At 66.4% G+C, this 18,657-nt stretch carries 18 protein-coding genes; 15 read left to right on the plus strand and 3 right to left on the minus strand.

Translation table 11 applies throughout. From position 1 onward, the window contains the following. Nucleotides 1-66: 66 nt before the first annotated feature. From ACZ1I5_RS17925 to ACZ1I5_RS17960, 8 genes are all read left to right on the plus strand, one after another. The gene (locus ACZ1I5_RS17925) at nt 67-771 is read left to right on the plus strand and encodes a DUF4129 domain-containing protein (protein ID WP_465170600.1); all 705 of its coding nucleotides are present in this window, start codon (nt 67-69) and stop codon (nt 769-771) included. Then, entirely contained in the window at nt 768-1,982 is a 1,215-nt protein-coding gene (locus ACZ1I5_RS17930; protein ID WP_465170601.1) for a hypothetical protein, read from the plus strand. Before ACZ1I5_RS17925 ends, ACZ1I5_RS17930 begins: the two co-directional genes overlap by 4 nt. Next, entirely contained in the window at nt 1,958-2,929 is a 972-nt protein-coding gene (locus ACZ1I5_RS17935; RefSeq protein WP_465170602.1) for an AAA family ATPase, read from the plus strand. Before ACZ1I5_RS17930 ends, ACZ1I5_RS17935 begins: the two co-directional genes overlap by 25 nt. Next, nucleotides 2,926-4,236 (plus strand): DUF58 domain-containing protein, encoded by a 1,311-nt coding sequence (locus tag ACZ1I5_RS17940; RefSeq protein ID WP_465170603.1) that lies wholly within the window; start codon nt 2,926-2,928, stop codon nt 4,234-4,236. The genes ACZ1I5_RS17935 and ACZ1I5_RS17940 overlap by 4 nt, the downstream gene beginning before the upstream one ends. Then, nucleotides 4,233-5,270, plus strand: a complete 1,038-nt coding sequence (locus ACZ1I5_RS17945) for a stage II sporulation protein M (RefSeq protein WP_465170604.1) — start codon at nt 4,233-4,235, stop codon at nt 5,268-5,270. Before ACZ1I5_RS17940 ends, ACZ1I5_RS17945 begins: the two co-directional genes overlap by 4 nt. Continuing rightward, nucleotides 5,270-6,142, plus strand: coding sequence for an RDD family protein (locus tag ACZ1I5_RS17950; protein WP_465170605.1), 873 nt, complete (start codon nt 5,270-5,272; stop codon nt 6,140-6,142). Before ACZ1I5_RS17945 ends, ACZ1I5_RS17950 begins: the two co-directional genes overlap by 1 nt. Before the next feature lie 65 nt (nt 6,143-6,207). Further along, nucleotides 6,208-7,434, plus strand: coding sequence for an acetyl-CoA acetyltransferase (locus ACZ1I5_RS17955; protein ID WP_465170606.1), 1,227 nt, complete (start codon nt 6,208-6,210; stop codon nt 7,432-7,434). Beyond that, a complete protein-coding gene (locus ACZ1I5_RS17960; RefSeq protein ID WP_465170607.1) occupies nt 7,431-8,222 on the plus strand; it encodes a DUF1295 domain-containing protein in 792 nt (263 codons plus the stop codon). The genes ACZ1I5_RS17955 and ACZ1I5_RS17960 overlap by 4 nt, the downstream gene beginning before the upstream one ends. A gap of 130 nt (nt 8,223-8,352) precedes the next feature. On the opposite strand, the gene ACZ1I5_RS17965 is transcribed toward ACZ1I5_RS17960, so the two are convergent. Together ACZ1I5_RS17965 and ACZ1I5_RS17970 are read right to left on the minus strand one after the other, a co-directional pair. Continuing rightward, entirely contained in the window at nt 8,353-9,819 is a 1,467-nt protein-coding gene (locus ACZ1I5_RS17965) for a carotenoid oxygenase family protein (RefSeq protein ID WP_465170608.1), read from the minus strand. A 64-nt stretch (nt 9,820-9,883) separates the two neighbouring features. Further along, nucleotides 9,884-10,771 (minus strand): metallophosphoesterase, encoded by an 888-nt coding sequence (locus ACZ1I5_RS17970; RefSeq protein WP_465170609.1) that lies wholly within the window; start codon nt 10,769-10,771, stop codon nt 9,884-9,886. Between the two features lie 208 nt (nt 10,772-10,979). Here ACZ1I5_RS17970 and ACZ1I5_RS17975 point away from each other — a divergent pair, with 208 nt between their 5' ends. The 6 genes from ACZ1I5_RS17975 (at nt 10,980) to ACZ1I5_RS18000 (ending at nt 16,996) form a co-directional block, all read left to right on the plus strand. Next, nucleotides 10,980-11,516 (plus strand): RNA polymerase sigma factor, encoded by a 537-nt coding sequence (locus tag ACZ1I5_RS17975; RefSeq protein WP_465170610.1) that lies wholly within the window; start codon nt 10,980-10,982, stop codon nt 11,514-11,516. Further along, the gene (locus ACZ1I5_RS17980) at nt 11,513-12,442 is read left to right on the plus strand and encodes a FecR family protein (RefSeq protein ID WP_465170611.1); all 930 of its coding nucleotides are present in this window, start codon (nt 11,513-11,515) and stop codon (nt 12,440-12,442) included. The genes ACZ1I5_RS17975 and ACZ1I5_RS17980 overlap by 4 nt, the downstream gene beginning before the upstream one ends. A gap of 115 nt (nt 12,443-12,557) precedes the next feature. Further along, a complete protein-coding gene (locus ACZ1I5_RS17985; RefSeq protein ID WP_465170612.1) occupies nt 12,558-15,569 on the plus strand; it encodes a TonB-dependent receptor in 3,012 nt (1,003 codons plus the stop codon). A gap of 83 nt (nt 15,570-15,652) precedes the next feature. Then, a complete protein-coding gene (locus ACZ1I5_RS17990; protein WP_465170613.1) occupies nt 15,653-16,273 on the plus strand; it encodes a peptidylprolyl isomerase in 621 nt (206 codons plus the stop codon). Between the two features lie 92 nt (nt 16,274-16,365). Beyond that, entirely contained in the window at nt 16,366-16,788 is a 423-nt protein-coding gene (locus ACZ1I5_RS17995) for a hypothetical protein (RefSeq protein WP_465170614.1), read from the plus strand. A gap of 52 nt (nt 16,789-16,840) precedes the next feature. After that, complete coding sequence (locus ACZ1I5_RS18000) at nt 16,841-16,996, plus strand: hypothetical protein (RefSeq protein ID WP_465170615.1); 156 nt, start codon at nt 16,841-16,843, stop codon at nt 16,994-16,996. 7 nt (nt 16,997-17,003) lie between these two features. Here the strand turns inward: ACZ1I5_RS18000 and ACZ1I5_RS18005 are convergent, their stop codons facing one another. Further along, nucleotides 17,004-17,993, minus strand: a complete 990-nt coding sequence (locus ACZ1I5_RS18005) for an aldo/keto reductase (protein ID WP_465170616.1) — start codon at nt 17,991-17,993, stop codon at nt 17,004-17,006. A 120-nt stretch (nt 17,994-18,113) separates the two neighbouring features. Here ACZ1I5_RS18005 and ACZ1I5_RS18010 point away from each other — a divergent pair, with 120 nt between their 5' ends. Continuing rightward, nucleotides 18,114-18,581 carry a nuclear transport factor 2 family protein gene (locus ACZ1I5_RS18010; RefSeq protein ID WP_465170617.1) on the plus strand — a complete coding sequence of 156 codons (468 nt, stop codon included), beginning with the start codon at nt 18,114-18,116 and terminating at the stop codon, nt 18,579-18,581. Nucleotides 18,582-18,657 lie beyond the last annotated feature (76 nt).

The raw sequence follows: 18,657 nt of genomic DNA on the forward strand, positions 1-18,657 counted from the left end.
CCGTGATTGCGCCGGCGCATGTAGCGGCTAGTGTCGGGGCGAAGCGGACTACGACCGGGGGAACAGGTGAGCGGGGGTAATTCGCAAGAGGCGGCAGCCGCAGCCGAGCGGTTCGCCAGCGCTTACCGGGCGCTGAAGGCCGACCCGTCGACTCAATTCACGCTGACCCCGGCGCCGCCACCACCGCAGCCGCCGGCATGGCTGGTGCGCTTCGGCGAATGGCTGACGGAAGTGTTGAGGCCGGTCGGCCGGTTCTTCCGCTGGCTCAGCAGCTTCATGCCCGATGCGCCTTACGCCCGCATCTTCCTGTGGACGGTGATCGCCCTGGCCGCCGCGGCATTGCTGTGGGTGGTGTATGAACGAATCCGCTATGGCGTCTGGCGCCTGCCACGGCGTCGGCGGTCGCAGGGCGCATCCACGGACATGCCCGAAGAGGCCTGGGCGCCCGAAGCGGCGCCGGCGCGCGCCTGGTTGAATGAAGCCGATGCGATGGCGAGGCAGGGCCGTTTTGCCGAGGCGGTCCACCATTTGCTGACCCGGTCGATCGAGGATATCGCGCGCCGCCGCCCGCGCCTCGTCCGCCCCGCGCTCACCAGCCGGGAACTCGCCGCGGCGGCCGATATCCCGCCATCGGCCCGCGATCTGTTCACCGGCATCGCGCGCCTTGTGGAAAAGAGCCTGTTCGGCGGCCGGCCCGTTTCCGCTGACGATTGGGAAACGGCACGCGCCGCCTATGCCGATTTCGCGCTGCCGGGGACCTGGCGCGTATGAGCGACATCGCGATCGGAACTCCGGCTGTCTCGGACGGCGTGTTCAGGGCCCGCACGGTCGTGCTGATCCTGGCGATCGGTATTCTCGGCTTTATCGGCACGCTGGTGCTGGGCGCTTATGCCCCCGACATGCGGTCCGGCCGGAACGGCGGCGGACATGCGCTGTCCAACGCCGCGACCGGTTTCAGCGGGCTCGTCCGCCTGGCCGAAGCGACGGACCGGGATCCGCAGGTCACGCGCGACGTGCATCTGCTAGGTACCGAGGATCTGGTGGTGCTGACGCCCGAGGCGGCGGCCACCAATCTTTCGCCCGTGCTCAGCCAGCGTGGGGGAAAGCCGACGCTCGTCGTCCTGCCGAAATGGCAGACGGTGGGTGACGAGGACCGGACCGGCTGGGTCCACCAGCAGGGTCTGAAACCCGTCTCCGAACCCAATGGGGTGCTGGCGCCCGGCACCATGCTCCAAACCGCCCGGCACCGCAGCGGCGGCAGGCCGCTCGTCACCTCGCCTGACCTGCCAAAGACCATCCGTTTCACGGCACCGCGGCCGCTCCAGACGATCTCGGGCACCGGCCTGACGCCGCTGATCACTGACGCGCAGGGCCGCATCGTCCTGGCCAAACTGGCCGACCAGCCGCTCTATGTGCTGGCCGATCCCGACCTGCTCTCCAATATCGGCATGGCCGATCCGCGTCAGGCGGCCTCGGCGCTCGATCTGCTCGACTGGCTGAATTCGAACGAGGCGACCTCGATCTATTTCGACGTAACGCTGAATGGCTTCGGCAAATCGCCAAGCCCGCTCAAGCTGGCGCTCGACCCGCCTTTCCTGGCGATGACGCTGACGGTATTCATCGCCGTGCTGCTCGCGGCGTGGCAGGGGGCGGTGCGGTTCGGCGCGCCGCGGCGGCGCGCCCGCGCGATCGCCTTCGGCAAGGCCGCGCTGATCGACAATGCCGCCGCCTTGGTGCGTAAGGCCGGCCGCTATGCGATGCTCGGCACGCGCTATGCCGATGCGGTGCGCGACCGGGCCGCCACGATCTTCGCGGTGCCGCCGCACCTGCGCGACGCGGCGCTGGACACGCATCTCGACGGGCTCGGGCGCCGCGCGCGCTTCAGCGAGCTGGCCCAGGCAGCGCGCGACGCGCGCGACCGGCATTCAGTCCTTTCCGCGGCGCAGGCGCTGCATCAATGGTTGTGGGAGAAGAACAGGTGACGACAGATGTGCGCGCGCTCGCCGAGGCGATCCGCGGGGAGATCGGCAAGGCGGTTGTCGGCCAGGAGGACAGTGTCGAGCTGATGCTCGTCGCGCTCTTTTCGGGCGGGCACATCCTGCTGGAGGGTCCTCCCGGTACCGCCAAGACTCTGTTGGCGCGGAGCTTCGCCGACGTGGTCGGGCTCGACTTCGGGCGCATCCAGTTCACGCCGGACCTGATGCCGGGCGACATCATCGGCGCGAACCTGTTCAATTTCCAGACATCGACCTTCACTCTGACGCGCGGGCCGATCTTCACTGACCTGCTGCTGGCCGACGAAATCAATCGCGCGCCGCCCAAGACCCAGGCGGCTTTGCTCGAGGCGATGCAGGAGCGCACCGTGACGGTGGACGGCGAGAGCCTGCCGCTCGGCAACCGCTTCATGGTCGTGGCGACGCAGAATCCGATCGAGCAGCAGGGCGTCTATCCGCTGCCCGAGGCACAACTCGATCGATTCCTGTTCAAGCAGACGGTCGATTACCCCTCCGCCGAGGACGAGCGCCGGATCGTCGCGAACCATGGCGCGCATCAGGCGATGACGCCGGCCGAATGGGGCGTGGAGAAGAAAGCGGACGCCGCGACGATCGATGCGGCCGTCGCCGCGGTGGCCGCCATCAGGCTGGCGGACGAGGTGATCGATTACATCACGGCGCTGATCCGCGCGACGCGCGACGTGGCCGATCTGGAAAGCGGCGCGAGCCCGCGGGCCGGCGCAATGCTGGCCGGTGCGGCGCGGGCGCGGGCAGCGATCGACGGGCGCGACTTCGTGATCCCGGACGACGTGAAGGCGCTGGCGCCGGCATTGCTGCGCCACCGGCTGATCCTGTCGCCAGCGGCCGAAATCGACGGGCGTACGGTCGAAGACGTCTTGCGCGGCATCATCGAGGCGATCGAGGCCCCCCGTTGATCTATCCGACGCGCACGGCGGTGATTGCAGCCGCGGCGGGTGCTCCCGCCGTGTTGCTGCTCGCCGTGCTCCTGCCGTCGCGCTGGTATGCCGGGCTGGCCTGGCCGATCGCCGTGCTGCTGCTGACCCTGATCGATGCCTTTTCCGGTGCGCGCAAAGGCAGCGCGCAGATCGCACCGATTCCGAGCGTCTGCGTCGGGGCGACGACAGAAGCGACGGTGAGCGTCACGTTGAGCGACGGGCGGGCGCCGAAATCGGCGGAGATCGCCGTTTCCGCCGATCCGCTGGTTTCGGTCGAGGATGACGGGCGGCTGTGGATCGCCCTGGAGAATGGCAAGGGCGCGGCGTTGCTGCCGCTGACGGCGTTGCGGCGCGGGCTGGCGCGGATCGACCGGCTTTGGCTGCGCTGGCACGGGCCGCTCGGCCTGGCATGGAAGCAGCGCGAAATACCGGTGAGCCTGACCTTCCCGATCCTGCCCGACATCCGCCCGGTGCACGAACGCGGGGCGCAGATCTTCCAGCGGCACGCGCTGCAGGGGCTGATCGCACAGATCGACCGCGGCGATGGCGCCGACTTCGAATCGCTGGTCGAGTTCCGCTCGGGAATGGACCGCCGCGCGATCGACTGGAAACAATCGGCGCGGCACATGAAGCTGCACGCCAAGGAATATCGCACCGAGCGCAACAATCAGATCGTGTTCGCGATCGACGCCGGGCGCCAGATGACCGAGCCCGTCGCGGGCCTGCCGCGCGTCGACCGCGCCGTCTCGGCGATGCTGCTGACCGCGTGGGTCGCCCTGAAGCTGGGCGACCGGATCGCGCTCCACGCCTTCGATTCCCGACCGCGCATCGCCAGCGGGCTGATCTCGGGCACGGCCGCCTTCGCCAATCTGCAGCGACTCGCAGCGGGCATCGATTACAGCGGCGAGGAGACCAACTACACCTTCGCCCTGACTACCCTGGCGACTCAGCTCACACGGCGATCGATGATCGTCCTGTTCACTGAATTCACTGACCTGACCACCGCCGAGTTCCTGGTGCGCGCTGCCGCCAGGATCACCAAGACGCATTTGCTGCTGATCGTCGTGCTCCGCGACGAGGAGGTCGAATCGATCGCCGACCGTGCGCCGGAGAGTGCCGATGACGTGACGCGCGCGGTGACCGCCGCCGCGCTGCTCAAGGACCGGCGGGTCGTGATGACGCGGCTGCGCCATCTCGGCGTGCACCTGATCGAAAGCGAGCATGACCAGGTCAGCGAGCGGCTGGTCGAGGGCTATATCGATCTCAAGCGGAGGAACCTGTTGTGACCGCGCCAGCGAACGCCCGGACGCCCGGCAAGGCATCGGCCTTTGTCGATGCGCAGCCGGTGCTGGTCAACGCCAGCCGGTTCCGCAAGGTGCATGCGGCCGATTGGGATCGGCTCGACCAGCTGATCACGCGGTGCGAGAAACGATCGGTGCGGTCGCTGTCCGACGACGATCTGCTCGCCCTGCCGCTGCTCTATCGCTCGACCCTGTCGACCCTGTCGGTCGCGCGTGAAACCTCGCTCGACCGCTCGCTCGTCGGCTATCTCGAGCAGCTCTGCGCGCGCGCTTATTTCCAGATTTACGGCGTGCCGACATCGGCGCTGGGCCAGCTCGGCCGATTCTTCTCGCATGGCTGGCCGGAAGCGGTGAAGTCGCTGTGGCGGGAGACGCTGGTCGCGCTGCTGCTGACCATCGCCGGCGCCGTGGTCGGCTATCTGCTGGTCATCCATGATCCGACCTGGTTCTACGGGATCGTCGGCGGCGACATGGCCGGCGGGCGCGACCCGACCGCATCGGCAGCAACGCTGAAGGCCACGCTCTACGACAGCAAGGAAGAGCTGCTCGCGACCTTCGCGACCTTCCTGTTCACGCACAATGCCCAGATCGCGATCTTCGCCTTCGCGCTGGGCTTCGCCTTCGCGGTGCCGACGGCGATGCTGATCATTTATAACGGGCTGATGCTCGGCGCGATGGTGGCGGTTTTCGCCGCGAAGGGGCTCGGCTTAGAATTCATCGGCTGGCTGACGATCCATGGCACCACGGAGATGTTCGCCATCATCCTGTCAGGTGCCGCGGGCTTCCGCATCGGCACTGCCATCGCCTTTCCCGGGCGGCTCGCGCGCGGCGATTCAGTCGTCGTTGCGGGACGCGCCGGCGCGGTCGCGATGGGCGGCGCGGTGATCATGCTGGCGATCGCGGGCCTGCTGGAAGGCATTGGCCGACAGACGATAACGGGCGACGTCACCCGTTACGGCATCGGCTTTGCGATGCTTGCCGGCTGGCTGGCCTATTTCTACCTGCCGCGGCGGCGCTGATGCGCTGGCCGTTCCACAAGGGGCCCACGGCCCCCAAGTCGCTCCGCCGCAATTTCGTGACGCCGGAGGGCGTGGACCTGCAGCTCGAGCTGGGCGGCGCAGGCGCGCGCGCGGCAGCCTTCATGCTCGACGGGCTAGCCATGCTGGTCGTGCTGATCATCCTGACCATCGTCATCGGCCTGCTCTTTACCGCGAGCAAGTCGACGTCATTCGCCATCTTGTGGCTGATCGGCTTCTTCGTCCTGCGCAATGGCTGGTTCGTGCTGTTCGAAATGGGCGGGCGGGGCGCGACGCCGGGCAAGCGGCTGATGGGCCTGCGCGTGGTCGCGCGCGACGGCGCGCGGCTGACCGGCGGTGCCGTGCTGGCGCGCAACGCGATGCGCGAGATCGAGGTGTTCCTGCCGCTGTCGTTCCTGGCGATGCAATCGGCGCAGGGCACGGCGGATGGGTTCCTGGTGTTGTTCTCGCTGAGCTGGAGCTGCATCTTCCTGTTCTTCCCGCTGTTCAATCGCGACCGGTTGCGGGTGGGCGACCTGATCGCCGGCACCTGGGTCGTCCGCACCGTCGCCAACACGCTGGGCGACGATCTGGGCGCAGAGGTATCGCGACAGCGGCGGACCTTCAGCGAAGCAGCGCTCAGCCTTTACGGCGTCTATGAGCTCCAGACGCTCGAGGATGTGCTGCGCGGCGGCCGCGACGAAGCGATCGCGACGGTCGCGGCGACGATCCGGCGCAAGGCCGACATCCCCGATGACGGCGACGACTACCGGTTCCTGTCGGATTATTATGCCGCGCTGTGCGCCCGGCTGGAACGGGGCCTGATGGTCGGCCAGCGCCGCGCGGACAAATTCGGGAACGACCGCGCGCGATAACCGCACGCCAAATTGCCAAGCGCCGCCAAACGCGCGACACTCGGCGAAAAGAGGGGAGAGCGAGGTTGGTCTATATCCTGGGCGGGTGGCAGAGCGACTTCGCGCGCAACTGGAGCCGCGAGGGGATCGATATCGCGGATGCCTTTGCCGAGACGGTGCGCCACGGGTTGCAAGCGGCCGCGCTCGACGCGGATGAGGTCGAGACCGGCCATGTCGGCAATTTCACCGCCGAACTGTTCGCCGGCCAGGGATTGCTTGGCGGCTTCTTCGGGCTGATCGATCCGGCGTGGGACGGGCTTCCGACCGCGCGGCACGAGGCGGCCTGCGCCTCGGGCAGCGTCGCGCTGCTGGCGGCGACGGCGGAGATCGAGGCGGGGCGATACGACCTGGCCTGCGTCGTCGGAATCGAGCAGATGCGCAACGTGCCCGGGCGCACGGCGGCGCAGCATCTCGGGGCGGCGGCGTGGAACGGGCATGAATATGGCGATGCCGAATTTGTCTGGCCGCGCGCCTTTTCGGATCTCGCCGAGGAATATGACCGGCGGCACGGCCTTGAATACGAACATCTGATGCGCATCGCCGAGATCAATTTCGGCAATGCGAAGCGCAATCCCAATGCCCAGACGCGCGGCCATGTCTTCACGCCGGCGCATTTCACCGCCGATGACGAGGCCAATCCAGTGGTCGAAGGACGGACGCGCAAGATGGATTGCGGGCAGGTGACCGATGGCGCGGCGGTGATGTTCCTCGCCTCACCCGAACGCGCCGCCGATTATGCCCGCACGCGCGGCGTGCCGCTGGAGAGCCTGGCGCGGATCAGTGGCTGGGGGCATCGCTCCGCCCCCATTTCCTACGCCGCGAAAGTGCAGGCGAGCGAAGGCCAGCCCTATGTCTTCCCGCAGGTGCGCCGCGCCATTCTCGACGCAAGGACGCGGGCCGGCGTGGATATCGGGGCGATCGACGCGGTCGAGACGCATGACTGCTTCACCGCGACGGAATATATGGCGATCGACCATCTCGGCCTGACCGACCCGGGCGAGTCCTGGCGGGCGATCGAAGACGGGTCGATCGAAATGGGCGGGCGCCTGCCGATCAATCCGTCGGGCGGGCTGATCGGGCTTGGCCATCCGGTGGGGGCGACGGGGGTGCGCATGCTGCTCGATGCAACAAAGCAGGTGACCGCCAAAGCGGGCGACTATCAGGTCGAGGGGGCACGGCGAGTGCAGACGCTCAATATCGGTGGATCGACCACCACGACGGTCAGCTTCATCGTCGAGCGCGCGGCCGCATGAACGCGCTCATCCTCCTTGCGACCAATGCGGCATTGCTGGTCACCCTGTTCGTCCTGCTCTGGCTGGTCTGCCTGAAGACGCGTGACGTGACGCCGATCGACAGCGTCTGGGCGCTGGGCATGGTGTTCCTCGGCGTCGCGAGCTTCCTCCACACCGGCGGCGATCCGACCCGCAAGGCATTGCTGCTCGGGCTGTGCGCGGTGTGGGGCGTGCGGCTTGGCCTGTACCTGCTGTGGCGCTGGCGCACCCAGGGGCCGGACCGGCGCTATGGCAAGATGTTCGCCATGGTGGAAGAAGCCAAGGGCTGGGGTTTCGCCCGCGCGTCGCTGCTGCTGGTATTCGCGACTCAGGCGCCGTTGCTGTTCATCGTGTGCCTGCCGGTCCAGCTGGGACAGATCGATGCCGAGCCGCCGGTCGGCCTGTTGGGGCTGGCCAGCGCCGGCATCGCGATCGCGGGCATCCTGTTCGAAAGCGTGGGCGACTGGCAGCTGGTGCAGTTCCGCCGCGACCCGTCCAACGCGGGCAAGGTGCTGGCGACGGGGCTGTGGCGCTTCACCCGCCACCCCAATTATTTCGGCGACGCGCTGACCTGGTGGGGCCTGTACCTCATCGCCGCCGAGACCTGGTCGGGGATATGGGCGCTGCCAGGGCCGGCGCTGCTCACCTGGACCCTGATCCGATGGTCGGGCGTGCCGACGATCGAAGGACGGCTGAAGCGCAAGCGGGCGGGCTATCAGGAGTATGTGCGGCGGACGTCGGGGTTCGTGCCATGGTGGCCGAAGGCGTAATTCCACCAAACTGCGTCATGCCGGACTCGTTCCGGCATCCATGTTTCCGCAGACGCCGCAGCCGTTATGTTTGCGGGACGATGGACCCCGGAACAAGTCCGGGGTGACGTGGTCGTTTTGGGCTGAGGTTCTACCCCGCAGCCCGCAGCACCGACCGCTCAGCCCAATGCGCGTGGGTGCCGCTGCAGATCTTGTGCGGCAGCGCGATGCGGCAGACCGGTCCCTCCTCGAACCTCTTGCAGTCGATCAGCACGCATTCGGAGGTGCCGCGATTCTCGTCGATGATAAAGCTGACCAGATAGCCGTCATCCTCGTCCACCGCGCCAGTCCGCGGCGCGAAGGGCGCTTCGCTGGCATAGCGGCCGTCCTCCAGCATCAGCTGCCAGGATTCTCCCGTTTCCAGGTCATGCTTGACGAAGCCGTTGAACAGGAACCAGCCGGGCTTTGACGTGGTCGAATAGATGTAACGATGCTTCCGCCCCGCTACGCGCTGGTTGATCATCCCGAATTCAAGGATGCGATCGTCCAGCCGTTCCTCGCGGGTCGTCCCATCGGCCAGGTTGAAGCGCCAGCGGTGCAGCTTCGGGCGGAAGCTGTGCTCATCGACATAGGCCATGAGGTGCCCATAGCCATCGGCGTTCTCGAGCGGCGCCGGCGTGGGATCCTCCTGGAAATAGCCGTCCATCACCACTTCGTCGCCTTCCTCATAGGCGTTGAGGAAATGCAGGACATAGGTCGGTGCCGCCTCGAACCAGCGGATCTCGTTGGGGCCGCCATGGCGCGGGATCAGCGCGAAGCGCGCGGGCACGCCTTCATGCAGGCGCGCGGCGTGGATGTCGCGCTTGAGCAGCTCGGCATCCCAGAACACCGGCAGGTCGTTCACGATCGACCAGTTTTCGCTGAAGGTCATGTCGTGCGGCAGGCGCGGGCCCGGCAGCGGCACGGGGATATAATGCGTCAGCTTCTCGTTCCGGTCGACCACGCCGTAATGCATGAAGGGCGCGTGCTTCGAGTAGTTGAAGAACATCAGCTCGCCGGTGCGATCGTCCACCTTGGGATGCGCGGAGATGCCGTCGATCGGTACCCAGGCCGCCATCCCATGCTGTTCGAGCGTTTCGGGATCGAGCACATAGCCTTCGCCGCACTGGTAGAAGGTCGAGATCGCCTTGCCCGCATGGACGATGATGTCGGTGCTGCTGCTGTCCTTGAGCGCGCCATGCGCGCCGAAGCCGGGGCGCAGCGAGGTGCCGGCGCGATCCGCCAGCCCGCCCCAGAGCGACCCGCCCGCTTCCTGCTCGGCCTGGAAGCACCGCGTGCGCACGAAGCGATTGCGGTACGAGGCAGCACCGTTCCGGAAATCGATCTGGTGAATCATGCCGTCGCCGTCGAACGGATGATAACGGCCGAGCGGCTGGTGCAGCTGATTCTCGGTATTGCGCAGATAGACGCCGTCGATATCGGTCGGGATCGCGCCCTCGATCACCTCCAGTTCGATCGCGGTCACTTCTTCATGCAGTGGCGTCCAGGCACCGTTGAGATAAGGATGGTTGCTCGGGCGCAGCGAGCCCTTCACGGCCGCGCGGTCGACGATCTGCATGGCGGTTCCTCTCCACGGCCCCTGACCCGCACAGTCTAGGCATGGAAATCGGGATCGGCCAGCGTCACCGCAGTGACAGCGTCATGTCCTGCTGCCGCCCCGTACCGTGCACCACCACCTTGTCGGCGAAGAAGTCGAGCCGGGCATAGGCGGTTTCCTCCGTGTCGAGCATCGCCTTCAGGTTGACATAGTGGATGCCGGCGCGGGCGCCGTAATTGCCGTCATGATTATGGCCGTCGAGCCAGATCTTCGCGGAAGGGTGTCGTTCGAGCAGCGCCATCACCGCCGGAGCATTCCACAGATTGTGCGGGTTTTCCGGATAGAGCGGGAAATGATTGAACAGCATTGCCTTCAGCCCGCGCTTGTCCGCTTCGGCGAGCTGCGCGTCGATCCAGTGGAGCTGCGCGTCGCCGATGCCGCCGTCCCATAGCGGCTTGTCGGCGTAGAGGCCGGCATGTGCCGCCATGCTTGTCTTGAGCTCGGCGCTGCCCTCGGGCCAGGCATAGCTGCTGAGGTCGTTGCCGTCGGTGACGATGAACATCCAGCCATGCTGCACGAAGCTGTGATAGCGCGCCTTCATGCCGAGCTTGGCCGGGACCATCGGCTTGTGCGCGTCGTCGATCGAGAATTCATGATTGCCCAGCACGAACTGCCAGGGGTGCTTCAGCTTGCGCGCGACCGGCAGGATCAGATCATAGCTCGCCCAGTCGCGGTCGATGAAATCGCCGAGATGGACGACAAAGGCGAGCTTCTGCCGGTTGAGATCGGCGACCGCGGCGGCGAGCTTGGCGGGAGTAGTGCGGTAGAGGCGCTGGCCATTGTCGGGCTCGACCGCATATTGCGCATCGGCGATGGCACCGATGCTGAACAACGGCCGTTCCGGCTTTTGCGCGGGAGCCGAGCCGGCCAAGGCGAGCGCTGCCATCGTCGCCATCAGCATCGTTCCGCGCATGATCCACTCCCGCCACCAAAGGGCGGGGCCTTAAGGGCCGCGCGTTACAGTAAAGCGACGAGTCAGCGCTTCATCCGCGCGACTGTCACTGATGGGTCATGGAGCGCGCCTAGGGGAACGGGACTCGTGTGAATTTCCAGGGACGGGAGCGACCAATGACCGGCATGCCGCGCCGCCGCGCCCTGCCCCTCTGCGCCGGGCGGATCTCATGAACGAGCTGTCGCCCATCGCGGCCGCGCGGGGCCTCGCGCGGGATGAGATCGACCTGCGCCAGGCGCTGCAGCGCTTCGTCGAAGGCCGGCTGCGCGACCGCAACGACGGCGAGGACATCGTCCAAGAAACCTATGTCCGGCTCTACAGCTATCGCCGCACCCGGCCGGTGGCGGATGTTGGCGCCTTCTGCTTCGCGGTCGCGCGCAACCTCGTGTTCGACCATATGCGCCGCCGCCAGGCTCAACCGCAGACCGCCGAGCTGGCCGAGGACATTGCCTGTCCCCAGCCCCGCGCCGAGGAAATTCTCGACTACCGCCAGCGGGTCGACATCCTGGTGCGCGCGCTGAAGGTGATGCCGCCGCTACGCCGCGAGGTGTTCCTGCGCCGGCGGCTCGACGGCATTCCGGCGACGGTGATCGCGAACGACCTGCAGCTCAGCCTTTCGGCGATCGAGAAACATTGCAGCCGGGCGCTGGCCGATCTGCGCGCCGCGCTGGAACGGCGCGGCCTGCCGGCGGGAGCCCGGGCATGAGCCGCCGTGCCGCCCTGCGCGATGCCGCCCACTGGGCGCTGGCCGAAGATGCCGCCCCGGCGACGCCGCCGCCGCTTGCCGATGACGTCCAGGCGACGCTCGACGACCCCGCCTTGGCTGAGGCGCTCGAGCAATCAGCGTCCTTTGGCCGGCTTTCCGACGACGATATTCTGGCGATGCGCGCCACGCGGCGGCGGGGAATCGCGACACTCGGCGCCGCCATGCTCGTGGCGGGCGTGGGGATTGGCGGCGTGTCGAACGGATGGTTCGCCAGCGCCCCGGCCCCGATCGTCGCGCATTACGAAACGGCGCGCGGGCAGCAGAGCGACGTCACGCTTGCCGATGGCTCGACGCTTCATCTCAATGGTGCGACCAGCATCGACGTGACGATCGACGACGACAAACGGCAGGTCGCGCTCAACCGGGGCGAGGCCTATTTCGACGTCGCGCACGAGAAGAACCGGCCGTTCATCGTCCAGGCCGGCGCGTCGTCGACTCAGGTTCTCGGCACCGCCTTCGACGTCGACATGGCGCGCGGCGAGGTGAAGCTCGCGGTGTATCGCGGGCGCGTGCGGTTCGGCGGCGCCGGCGCGGACGCGCACAGCGTGGAGGTGCCGGCGGGATGGCGCTCGCGCTTCGAGGGCGGGGTGGCGCAGGCACCGACGCGCTTTGACGCAACGCAACAGGATTGGCGCCAGGACTGGCTCGATACCGACGATATGCGGCTGTCCGACCTGGTCGACGCGCTCAATCGGCGCGGTGGACCGGTGATCATGGAGCCGCCACGGGCTCTGGGCGACATCGCCCTGTCCGGCCGTTTCAAGCTTGATAAACCGCGCCAATTGCTCGGCGCGATCGGAACCGCTTATGGTTTCGAGGTCGTCGAAGACGGCGACAAGCTGCGGCTCGCGCCGGCGGCGGAGTGAGAGGCGTTTTCGCTCCGTCACTGTCATTGCACTGCAACAAAATTCTTTTGTCCGGACCGGGTGCCCAACCCCGTCCTCCGTCCGAGGCGAACAAACGCCTGAGCGGAGGAATATCATGGATCGCACAAAGGGACTTTCATTGATCGCGCTGGCGGCGGCGCTCGCCGCGCCGGCCATGGCGCAGGCGAAGCCGGTCGAGGGCACGCTGGCACGCCAGATGCGCTTCGATATCGGCGCATCGGACCTGCGCACGGCGATCTCGCAATTTTCGCGCGCGACGGGCGTACAGGTGATCGTGGCGCCCGACGTCGTGGCGAAGCGCCGCACCGCCGGCGTGCGCGGCGCGCATAGCGTCCGCGAAGCACTCGACCTGATGCTGCGCGGGACCAACCTGTCGGCGTCGATCAGCGACGGCGTCGCGGTGCTGAAGCCCGTGGCCGCACCCGCCGCCCTGCGCCGTCCGACCCACGCCGTGCGCGAGATCGCGCAGGTCGAGACCGGCGGCGCCGCGCCGGAGCAGGAAGCCATCAGCGAGAGCGACATCGTCGTGTCCGGCTATCGCCAGAGCCTCACCCGCGCGCAGGAACTGAAGCGCGCCGCCGTGGGATCGGAGGACGATATCCTGGCGCAGGATATCGCCGCCTTTCCCGACCTGAACCTGGCTGAATCGCTCCAGCGCGTCGCCGGCATCACCATCACGCGCGATTCGGGCGAAGGCCGCCAGATCGCGCTGCGCGGTCTCGGCGCCGAATTCACCCGCACGCAGCTGAACGGCATGGAAGTGCTGGGCAACACCGCATCGGGCATGGACAATCGCGGCGGCGTCAGCCGGTCGCGCTCGTTCGACTACAGCCTGTTCGCGTCCGAGCTGTTCAACCGCGTCTCGATCCAGAAATCCTATGCGGCCGAGCAGGATGAAGGCGGCATCGCCGGCACCGTCGGGCTGAACACCGCCAAGCCGTTCGATTATAACGGCTCGAAAATCGTCGTCTCGGCCAAGGGCCAGACCAACACCAACACCAGCGGCATCACCCCGCGCGTCGTCGGCCTCGCCTCCGGGCGCTGGGGCGATTTCGGGGCGCTCGTCTCGGTCGCTTACAGCCAGATCAAGAGCAACGAATATGGCTATCGCAACTGGGGCTGGGGTTTCGTCAAATATGCGCCTGGCAATATCGGCCCCAATATCGACGCCGCGACCTCTCAGCAGCTGCAATCGGGCAACATCATCGCGCCCCAGGCTGAATCGCCGTCGACCTGGTACACCGACCGCAAGCGGCTGGGCGTCACGTCGTCGCTGCAATATCATCCTGGCGACCGGTTCAAGCTCGACGTCGACTTCCTCTATGGCCGGCTGTGGGATTACCGCGACGACTATGCCATCGCCAGCGCCGGCACCAACGCGCTGACCGGCGCCACCGTCAATGGCGGCCAGATCATCCAGTCGGCGGTGATCGACGGCAACACGCTGCGCGCTGCAAGCTATACCGGCATCGACCAGCGTTCCGAGCATCACATCGTCAAGAACCACACCGATTTCTACCAGGGCGTGGCCAATGCGAGCTGGAAGGTGACCGACCGACTGACGATCAGCGCGCTTGGCGGTTACGAGGAATCCGATTTCAGCCAGCCGGTGTTCGACAAGGTGTTCATGGAGGCCAAGAACATGGCCTTCAGCTTCGACGACCGGCCGACCATCCCGGTCAACACCTATGGCAAGGACCTGACGGACCCCAACAATTGGACGCTGCAGCGCCTGGACGTGCAGGAAAACGGGATCACCAGCAAATATGCCAATGGCAAGCTGAGCGCTGCCTTCGCAGCGACCGACGCGCTGACCTTCAAGGCCGGCGGTGAATTCAAGCACTTCAGCAACAGCGGCTATATCTACGTCAACAAGGTGTTCCACAACGTCCCGGCGAACGTGGCGATTCCGAACAATCTGAAGGAGGTGATCGGGCGGGATTCGCTGCTGCCCTATATCGTCGGCAATGTGGACGGGGTGTATGCCTATATCGGCGATCAGCGGGACCTGGCGGCGAAGAACCTGCAGGCCGGCAGCGATTTCCTGGTCGACGAGAAGACCTGGAGCGGCTTCGCCCAAGTCGATCTCGACACGCTGGTTGGCGGCATGCGCCTGCGCGGCAATGCCGGCCTGCGTTATTATTCGACCGACCTGACCTCCTCGGGTCACCTCACCGTGCCGGTGAACAATGTGAACACCTTGGTGCCGGTGACGATCCGCACCAACAGCAATGGCTGGCTGCCCGCCGCCAATTTCGCGCTCGACGTCGCCAAGGATGTGGTCGTGCGTCTGAGCGCGAGCCGCAACGTCAACCGGCCGGCGCTCGGCGACCTGGCGGCAGCAGGCACACTCACCACGCGGCCGAACGGGGGGAGCGCCAGCTTCGGCAATCCGTTCCTGAAGCCGTACAAGGCGACCTCGATCGAAGGCTCGATCGAATATTATATGGACCGTACCGGCTTCGCCTCGGTGGGCTTCTTCTACAAGAAGATGGACAGCTTCATCACGACGAACAGCACGACGATCCCGTACAGCCAGACGGGCCTGCCGCTGTCGCTGCTGATCCAGGGCCAGGACGGCAACACGCCCTATGATGTGAGCCGGCCGGTCAACGGTCCGGGCGCCGACATCAAGGGGATCGAAGTCGCGGCCCAGCACGACTTCACCTTCCTGCCGGCACCGTTCAACCATCTCGGCGCGGTCGCCAACGGCACCTGGTTCGACGGGCACCAGAAGGCGCTCTACACCTCCGGCACGACGACCAGGATCGAGACGCTGCCGCTGCTCAACCTGTCCAAATGGGCGGCTAACGTGACGCTTTACTATGAGGACAAGGACTGGGGCGTGCGCGTGTCGGACGCCTATCGCAGCCAGTATCTGACCAGCACCGGCAATCTCGCCAACACCGGCGGCGGTATCAAGGGCACCAACAACATCGACTTCCAGGCGCATTTCAACATCACGCCGAAGATCCGGTTGGTGGCGGAGGGCATCAACCTGACCAATGAGGCGATCCGTCAGTTCGCCGACATCAATGCCGACCGTCCCGAGGTCTATACGACCAGCGGCCGGACCTTCACCTTCGGCGTGAGCGCCGAATTCTGATGCGCATGCCCCCGCGCGGCCGATCCGCGCGGGGGCAGCCATCCCGCTTGGCAGAGCGCGCGGCGACGCTCTAGGCTGAGCGCATGTTCAGACGATTCGCCTTCCTCGCCGCCCTGTGTCTGGGCATCGGTACTGCCTCCGCCCAGACCGCCGAACCCGTCGTGCCGGCGCCGGTGCCCGCCACCGTTCGCGTGGTACTGACGACCAGCGAAGGCCCGATCACGCTTGAGCTGGAAAAGGATCGCGCGCCGAAGACGACGGCAAACTTCCTGCATTATGTCGACACCAAAAGGTTCGACGGCATCACCTTCTACCGGGCGATGAAGCTCCAGCCCGAGCTCGGGCTGATCCAGGGCGGCCTGCGCAACGATCCGAAAAAACTGTTCCCGCCGGTGCCGCACGAGCCGACCACCCAGACCGGCCTCACCAACAAGGACGGCGTGATCTCGATGGCGCGGGACAAGCCGGGCAGCGCGACCGCCGATTTCTTCATCGCGATCGGCGATCTCTCCTCGCTCGATGCCAAACCCGACCAGCCCGGCGACAATCTCGGTTTCGCGGCGTTCGGGCATGTGGTCGAGGGGATGGACGTGGTGCGCCGCATCGGCATGGCCCCCACCTCCCCCACCGAAGGCGAGGGCGTGATGAAGGGGCAGATGCTGGCGCCGACGATCAAGGTTCTCACCGCCCGCCGCGTGCCCTGACCAGAGGAACCGGTTCTGTCCCGGTCACTCATCGCCGGTTCAGCAACGATGTGCTATGGGCGCCATCAACACTCAAAACTGCGAGGGTCCCTATGCGTATCCTTTCCTCCTTGTTCCTCGGCGCCGCGCTGATCGGCATGGGCGCCACCGTTCCCGCCGCGGCGCGCGATCACCGTGACAACAGCAAGGCCGAGGCCCAGCTCGCCAAGGCGCTGGAAGGCCGCGTCGCCGGCAAGCCGGTGAGCTGCATCAGCCAGCAGAACATCAGTTCGTCCACGGTCTATGACGGCACCGCAATCGTCTACCGGATCGGTAGCACGCTGTACGTCAACCGCCCGCGCGTCGGCCAAAGCTCGCTCGACAGCGACGATATCCTGGTCAGCAGGACCTTCGGCTCGCAGCTGTGCAGCCTCGACACGATCAAGCTGGTCGACCGGTCGGTGCACTTCCAGACCGGCTTTGTCGGGCTGGGCGAGTTCGTGCCCTATGCCAAGCCGAAGGCCGTAAAGGGCTGATTGTCCCGAGCGGCGGCATCGACGCCGCGCCACCGCCAACCGGAAGCGCACCATGGCCGATTCGACCGACGACCTGATCATCGATACGCCGGACGGACCGATGACCTTCGCCGCGTGGAAGAAGAAGCATCCGGTGCAGATCCCGTCGCGGCGAACCAAGGGCAAGGACCTGCCGGTGAAGGTCAAGCGCTTCACCGACAAGCCCTGAACCGCGATCAGCGGTCGAGCATCGCCATGCCGGTCTCGCCGTACCGTTCGCCCGCGACGACGCCTGGGCGCAGCGCTTCGTCGAGCCCAGCCAGTTCCGTTTCGCTCAGCGCGATCTCCGCCGCGGCGACATTCTCCTCCAGATAGGTGCGCCGTTTGGTGCCCGGGATCGGCACCAGGTCCTCGCCCTGATGGAGCAGCCAGGCGAGCGCGATCTGGCCCGGCTTCACGCCCTTCGCTTCGGCCAGCGCGCGCACCGCATCGGCGGCGCGCATGTTCGCGGTGAAATTCCCGCCCTGGAAACGCGGATCGCCGCGGCGGAAATCGCCTTCGGGATAGTCCTCCGCGCGCATCGCCGTGCCGGTCAGGAAGCCGCGGCCGAGCGGACTGAACGGCACCAGCCCGATGCCGAGTTCACGCAGCACGGGCAGGATCTCCGCCTCGAGCCCGCGTTCCCATAGGGAATATTCGCTTTGCAATGCCGTGAGCGGCTGGACCGCATGCGCCCGCCGGATATTGGCCACCCCCGCCTCGGACAGGCCGAAATAGCGCACCTTGCCCTCGCGGATCAGCTCGCCGACCGTGCCGGCGACGTCCTCGATCGGCACCGCCGGGTCGATGCGGTGCTGATAGAGAAGGTCGATATGATCGGTGCCGAGCCGCGCGAGTGATGCCTCGGCAACCGCGCGGATATGATCGGGCCGGCTGTTCACGGCGCCGGTGCGATTCTCGTGCCGGAGATCGAAGCCGAACTTGGTCGCGATCACCACCTTGTCGCGCTTGCCCTGAAGCGCACGGCCGAGCAGTTCTTCATTGGTGTACGGGCCATAGACCTCGGCGGTGTCGAAAAGGGTCACCCCGAGGTCGATCGCGCGGTGGATCGTGGCGATCGATTCGGCGTCGTCAAAGCTGCCATAGGACTGGCTCATCCCCATGCAGCCGAGCCCGAGCGCCGAGACTTCCAGGCCCTGGTTTCCGAGGGCGCGTCGCTTGAGCATGGTGAATCTCCGTATCGGGGCGCACTGATATGGGATGCGCCAGCCATGAGCGGAAGCAGGCTTGAATCCTATATCATATTAAGCGATCACGCGTTCCAACGAAAACGGGCGGAGAGAGAGATGTCGACCTTGGTAAAATCCATGGGGGTGAAACTCGCAGGCGCGCTGGCGCTGCTGGGCGCGACGCCCGCCCTTGCGGCTGATCGCACGCCCGAGCAGGTCGTGAAGGATCATGTCGTCTCGATGAAGACCGCCAATGTCGATGCGGTGATGGCCGATTATGCCGACGATACGGTCGTGATCACTCCGCCGGGCCTGGTCCCCGGCCAGACTCCGGCTAACGCGCCCGGCGTCTATTCGGGCAAGGCGAATGCGCGGAAAGTGTTCGTCGTGCTGACCGGCCCCGGCAGCATCGACGGCATCCGCGCGATGGAGACGGTGGTCGAGCCGCTGGGCGGCGACGTCGCCCTGCTGCGCTGGATGCAGTTCCGCGGTACGCCGAAACAGGTATCGGGCGTCGACGTGTTCGTGGTCCGCCATGACAAGATCGTGGTGCAGGACATCGTGCTGGATACCGCCAAGCCCTGATCCAAGGCTTGACAGAAACGTCGCGACATTGCCTTTTACCCTCATGGGGATCGCGATCTCCCCATGAGGCGACAGG

Source organism: Sphingomonas sp. BL-S-30 (assembly GCF_055521475.1).

Bases quoted from the DNA above. Each gene is read 5' to 3' on its own strand.
- ACZ1I5_RS17930 (WP_465170601.1), top strand. From the start codon at position 768: ATGAGCGACATCGCGATCGGAACTCCGGCTGTCTCGGACGGCGTGTTC.
- ACZ1I5_RS17935 (WP_465170602.1), top strand. From the start codon at position 1,958: ATGGTTGTGGGAGAAGAACAGGTGACGACAGATGTGCGCGCGCTCGCC.
- ACZ1I5_RS17950 (WP_465170605.1), top strand. From the start codon at position 5,270: ATGCGCTGGCCGTTCCACAAGGGGCCCACGGCCCCCAAGTCGCTCCGC.
- ACZ1I5_RS17960 (WP_465170607.1), top strand. From the start codon at position 7,431: ATGAACGCGCTCATCCTCCTTGCGACCAATGCGGCATTGCTGGTCACC.
- ACZ1I5_RS17965 (WP_465170608.1), bottom strand. From the start codon at position 9,819: ATGCAGATCGTCGACCGCGCGGCCGTGAAGGGCTCGCTGCGCCCGAGC.
- ACZ1I5_RS17970 (WP_465170609.1), bottom strand. From the start codon at position 10,771: ATGCGCGGAACGATGCTGATGGCGACGATGGCAGCGCTCGCCTTGGCC.
- ACZ1I5_RS17975 (WP_465170610.1), top strand. From the start codon at position 10,980: ATGAACGAGCTGTCGCCCATCGCGGCCGCGCGGGGCCTCGCGCGGGAT.
- ACZ1I5_RS17980 (WP_465170611.1), top strand. From the start codon at position 11,513: ATGAGCCGCCGTGCCGCCCTGCGCGATGCCGCCCACTGGGCGCTGGCC.
- ACZ1I5_RS17985 (WP_465170612.1), top strand. From the start codon at position 12,558: ATGGATCGCACAAAGGGACTTTCATTGATCGCGCTGGCGGCGGCGCTC.
- ACZ1I5_RS17990 (WP_465170613.1), top strand. From the start codon at position 15,653: ATGTTCAGACGATTCGCCTTCCTCGCCGCCCTGTGTCTGGGCATCGGT.
- ACZ1I5_RS17995 (WP_465170614.1), top strand. From the start codon at position 16,366: ATGCGTATCCTTTCCTCCTTGTTCCTCGGCGCCGCGCTGATCGGCATG.
- ACZ1I5_RS18000 (WP_465170615.1), top strand. From the start codon at position 16,841: ATGGCCGATTCGACCGACGACCTGATCATCGATACGCCGGACGGACCG.
- ACZ1I5_RS18005 (WP_465170616.1), bottom strand. From the start codon at position 17,993: ATGCTCAAGCGACGCGCCCTCGGAAACCAGGGCCTGGAAGTCTCGGCG.
- ACZ1I5_RS18010 (WP_465170617.1), top strand. From the start codon at position 18,114: ATGTCGACCTTGGTAAAATCCATGGGGGTGAAACTCGCAGGCGCGCTG.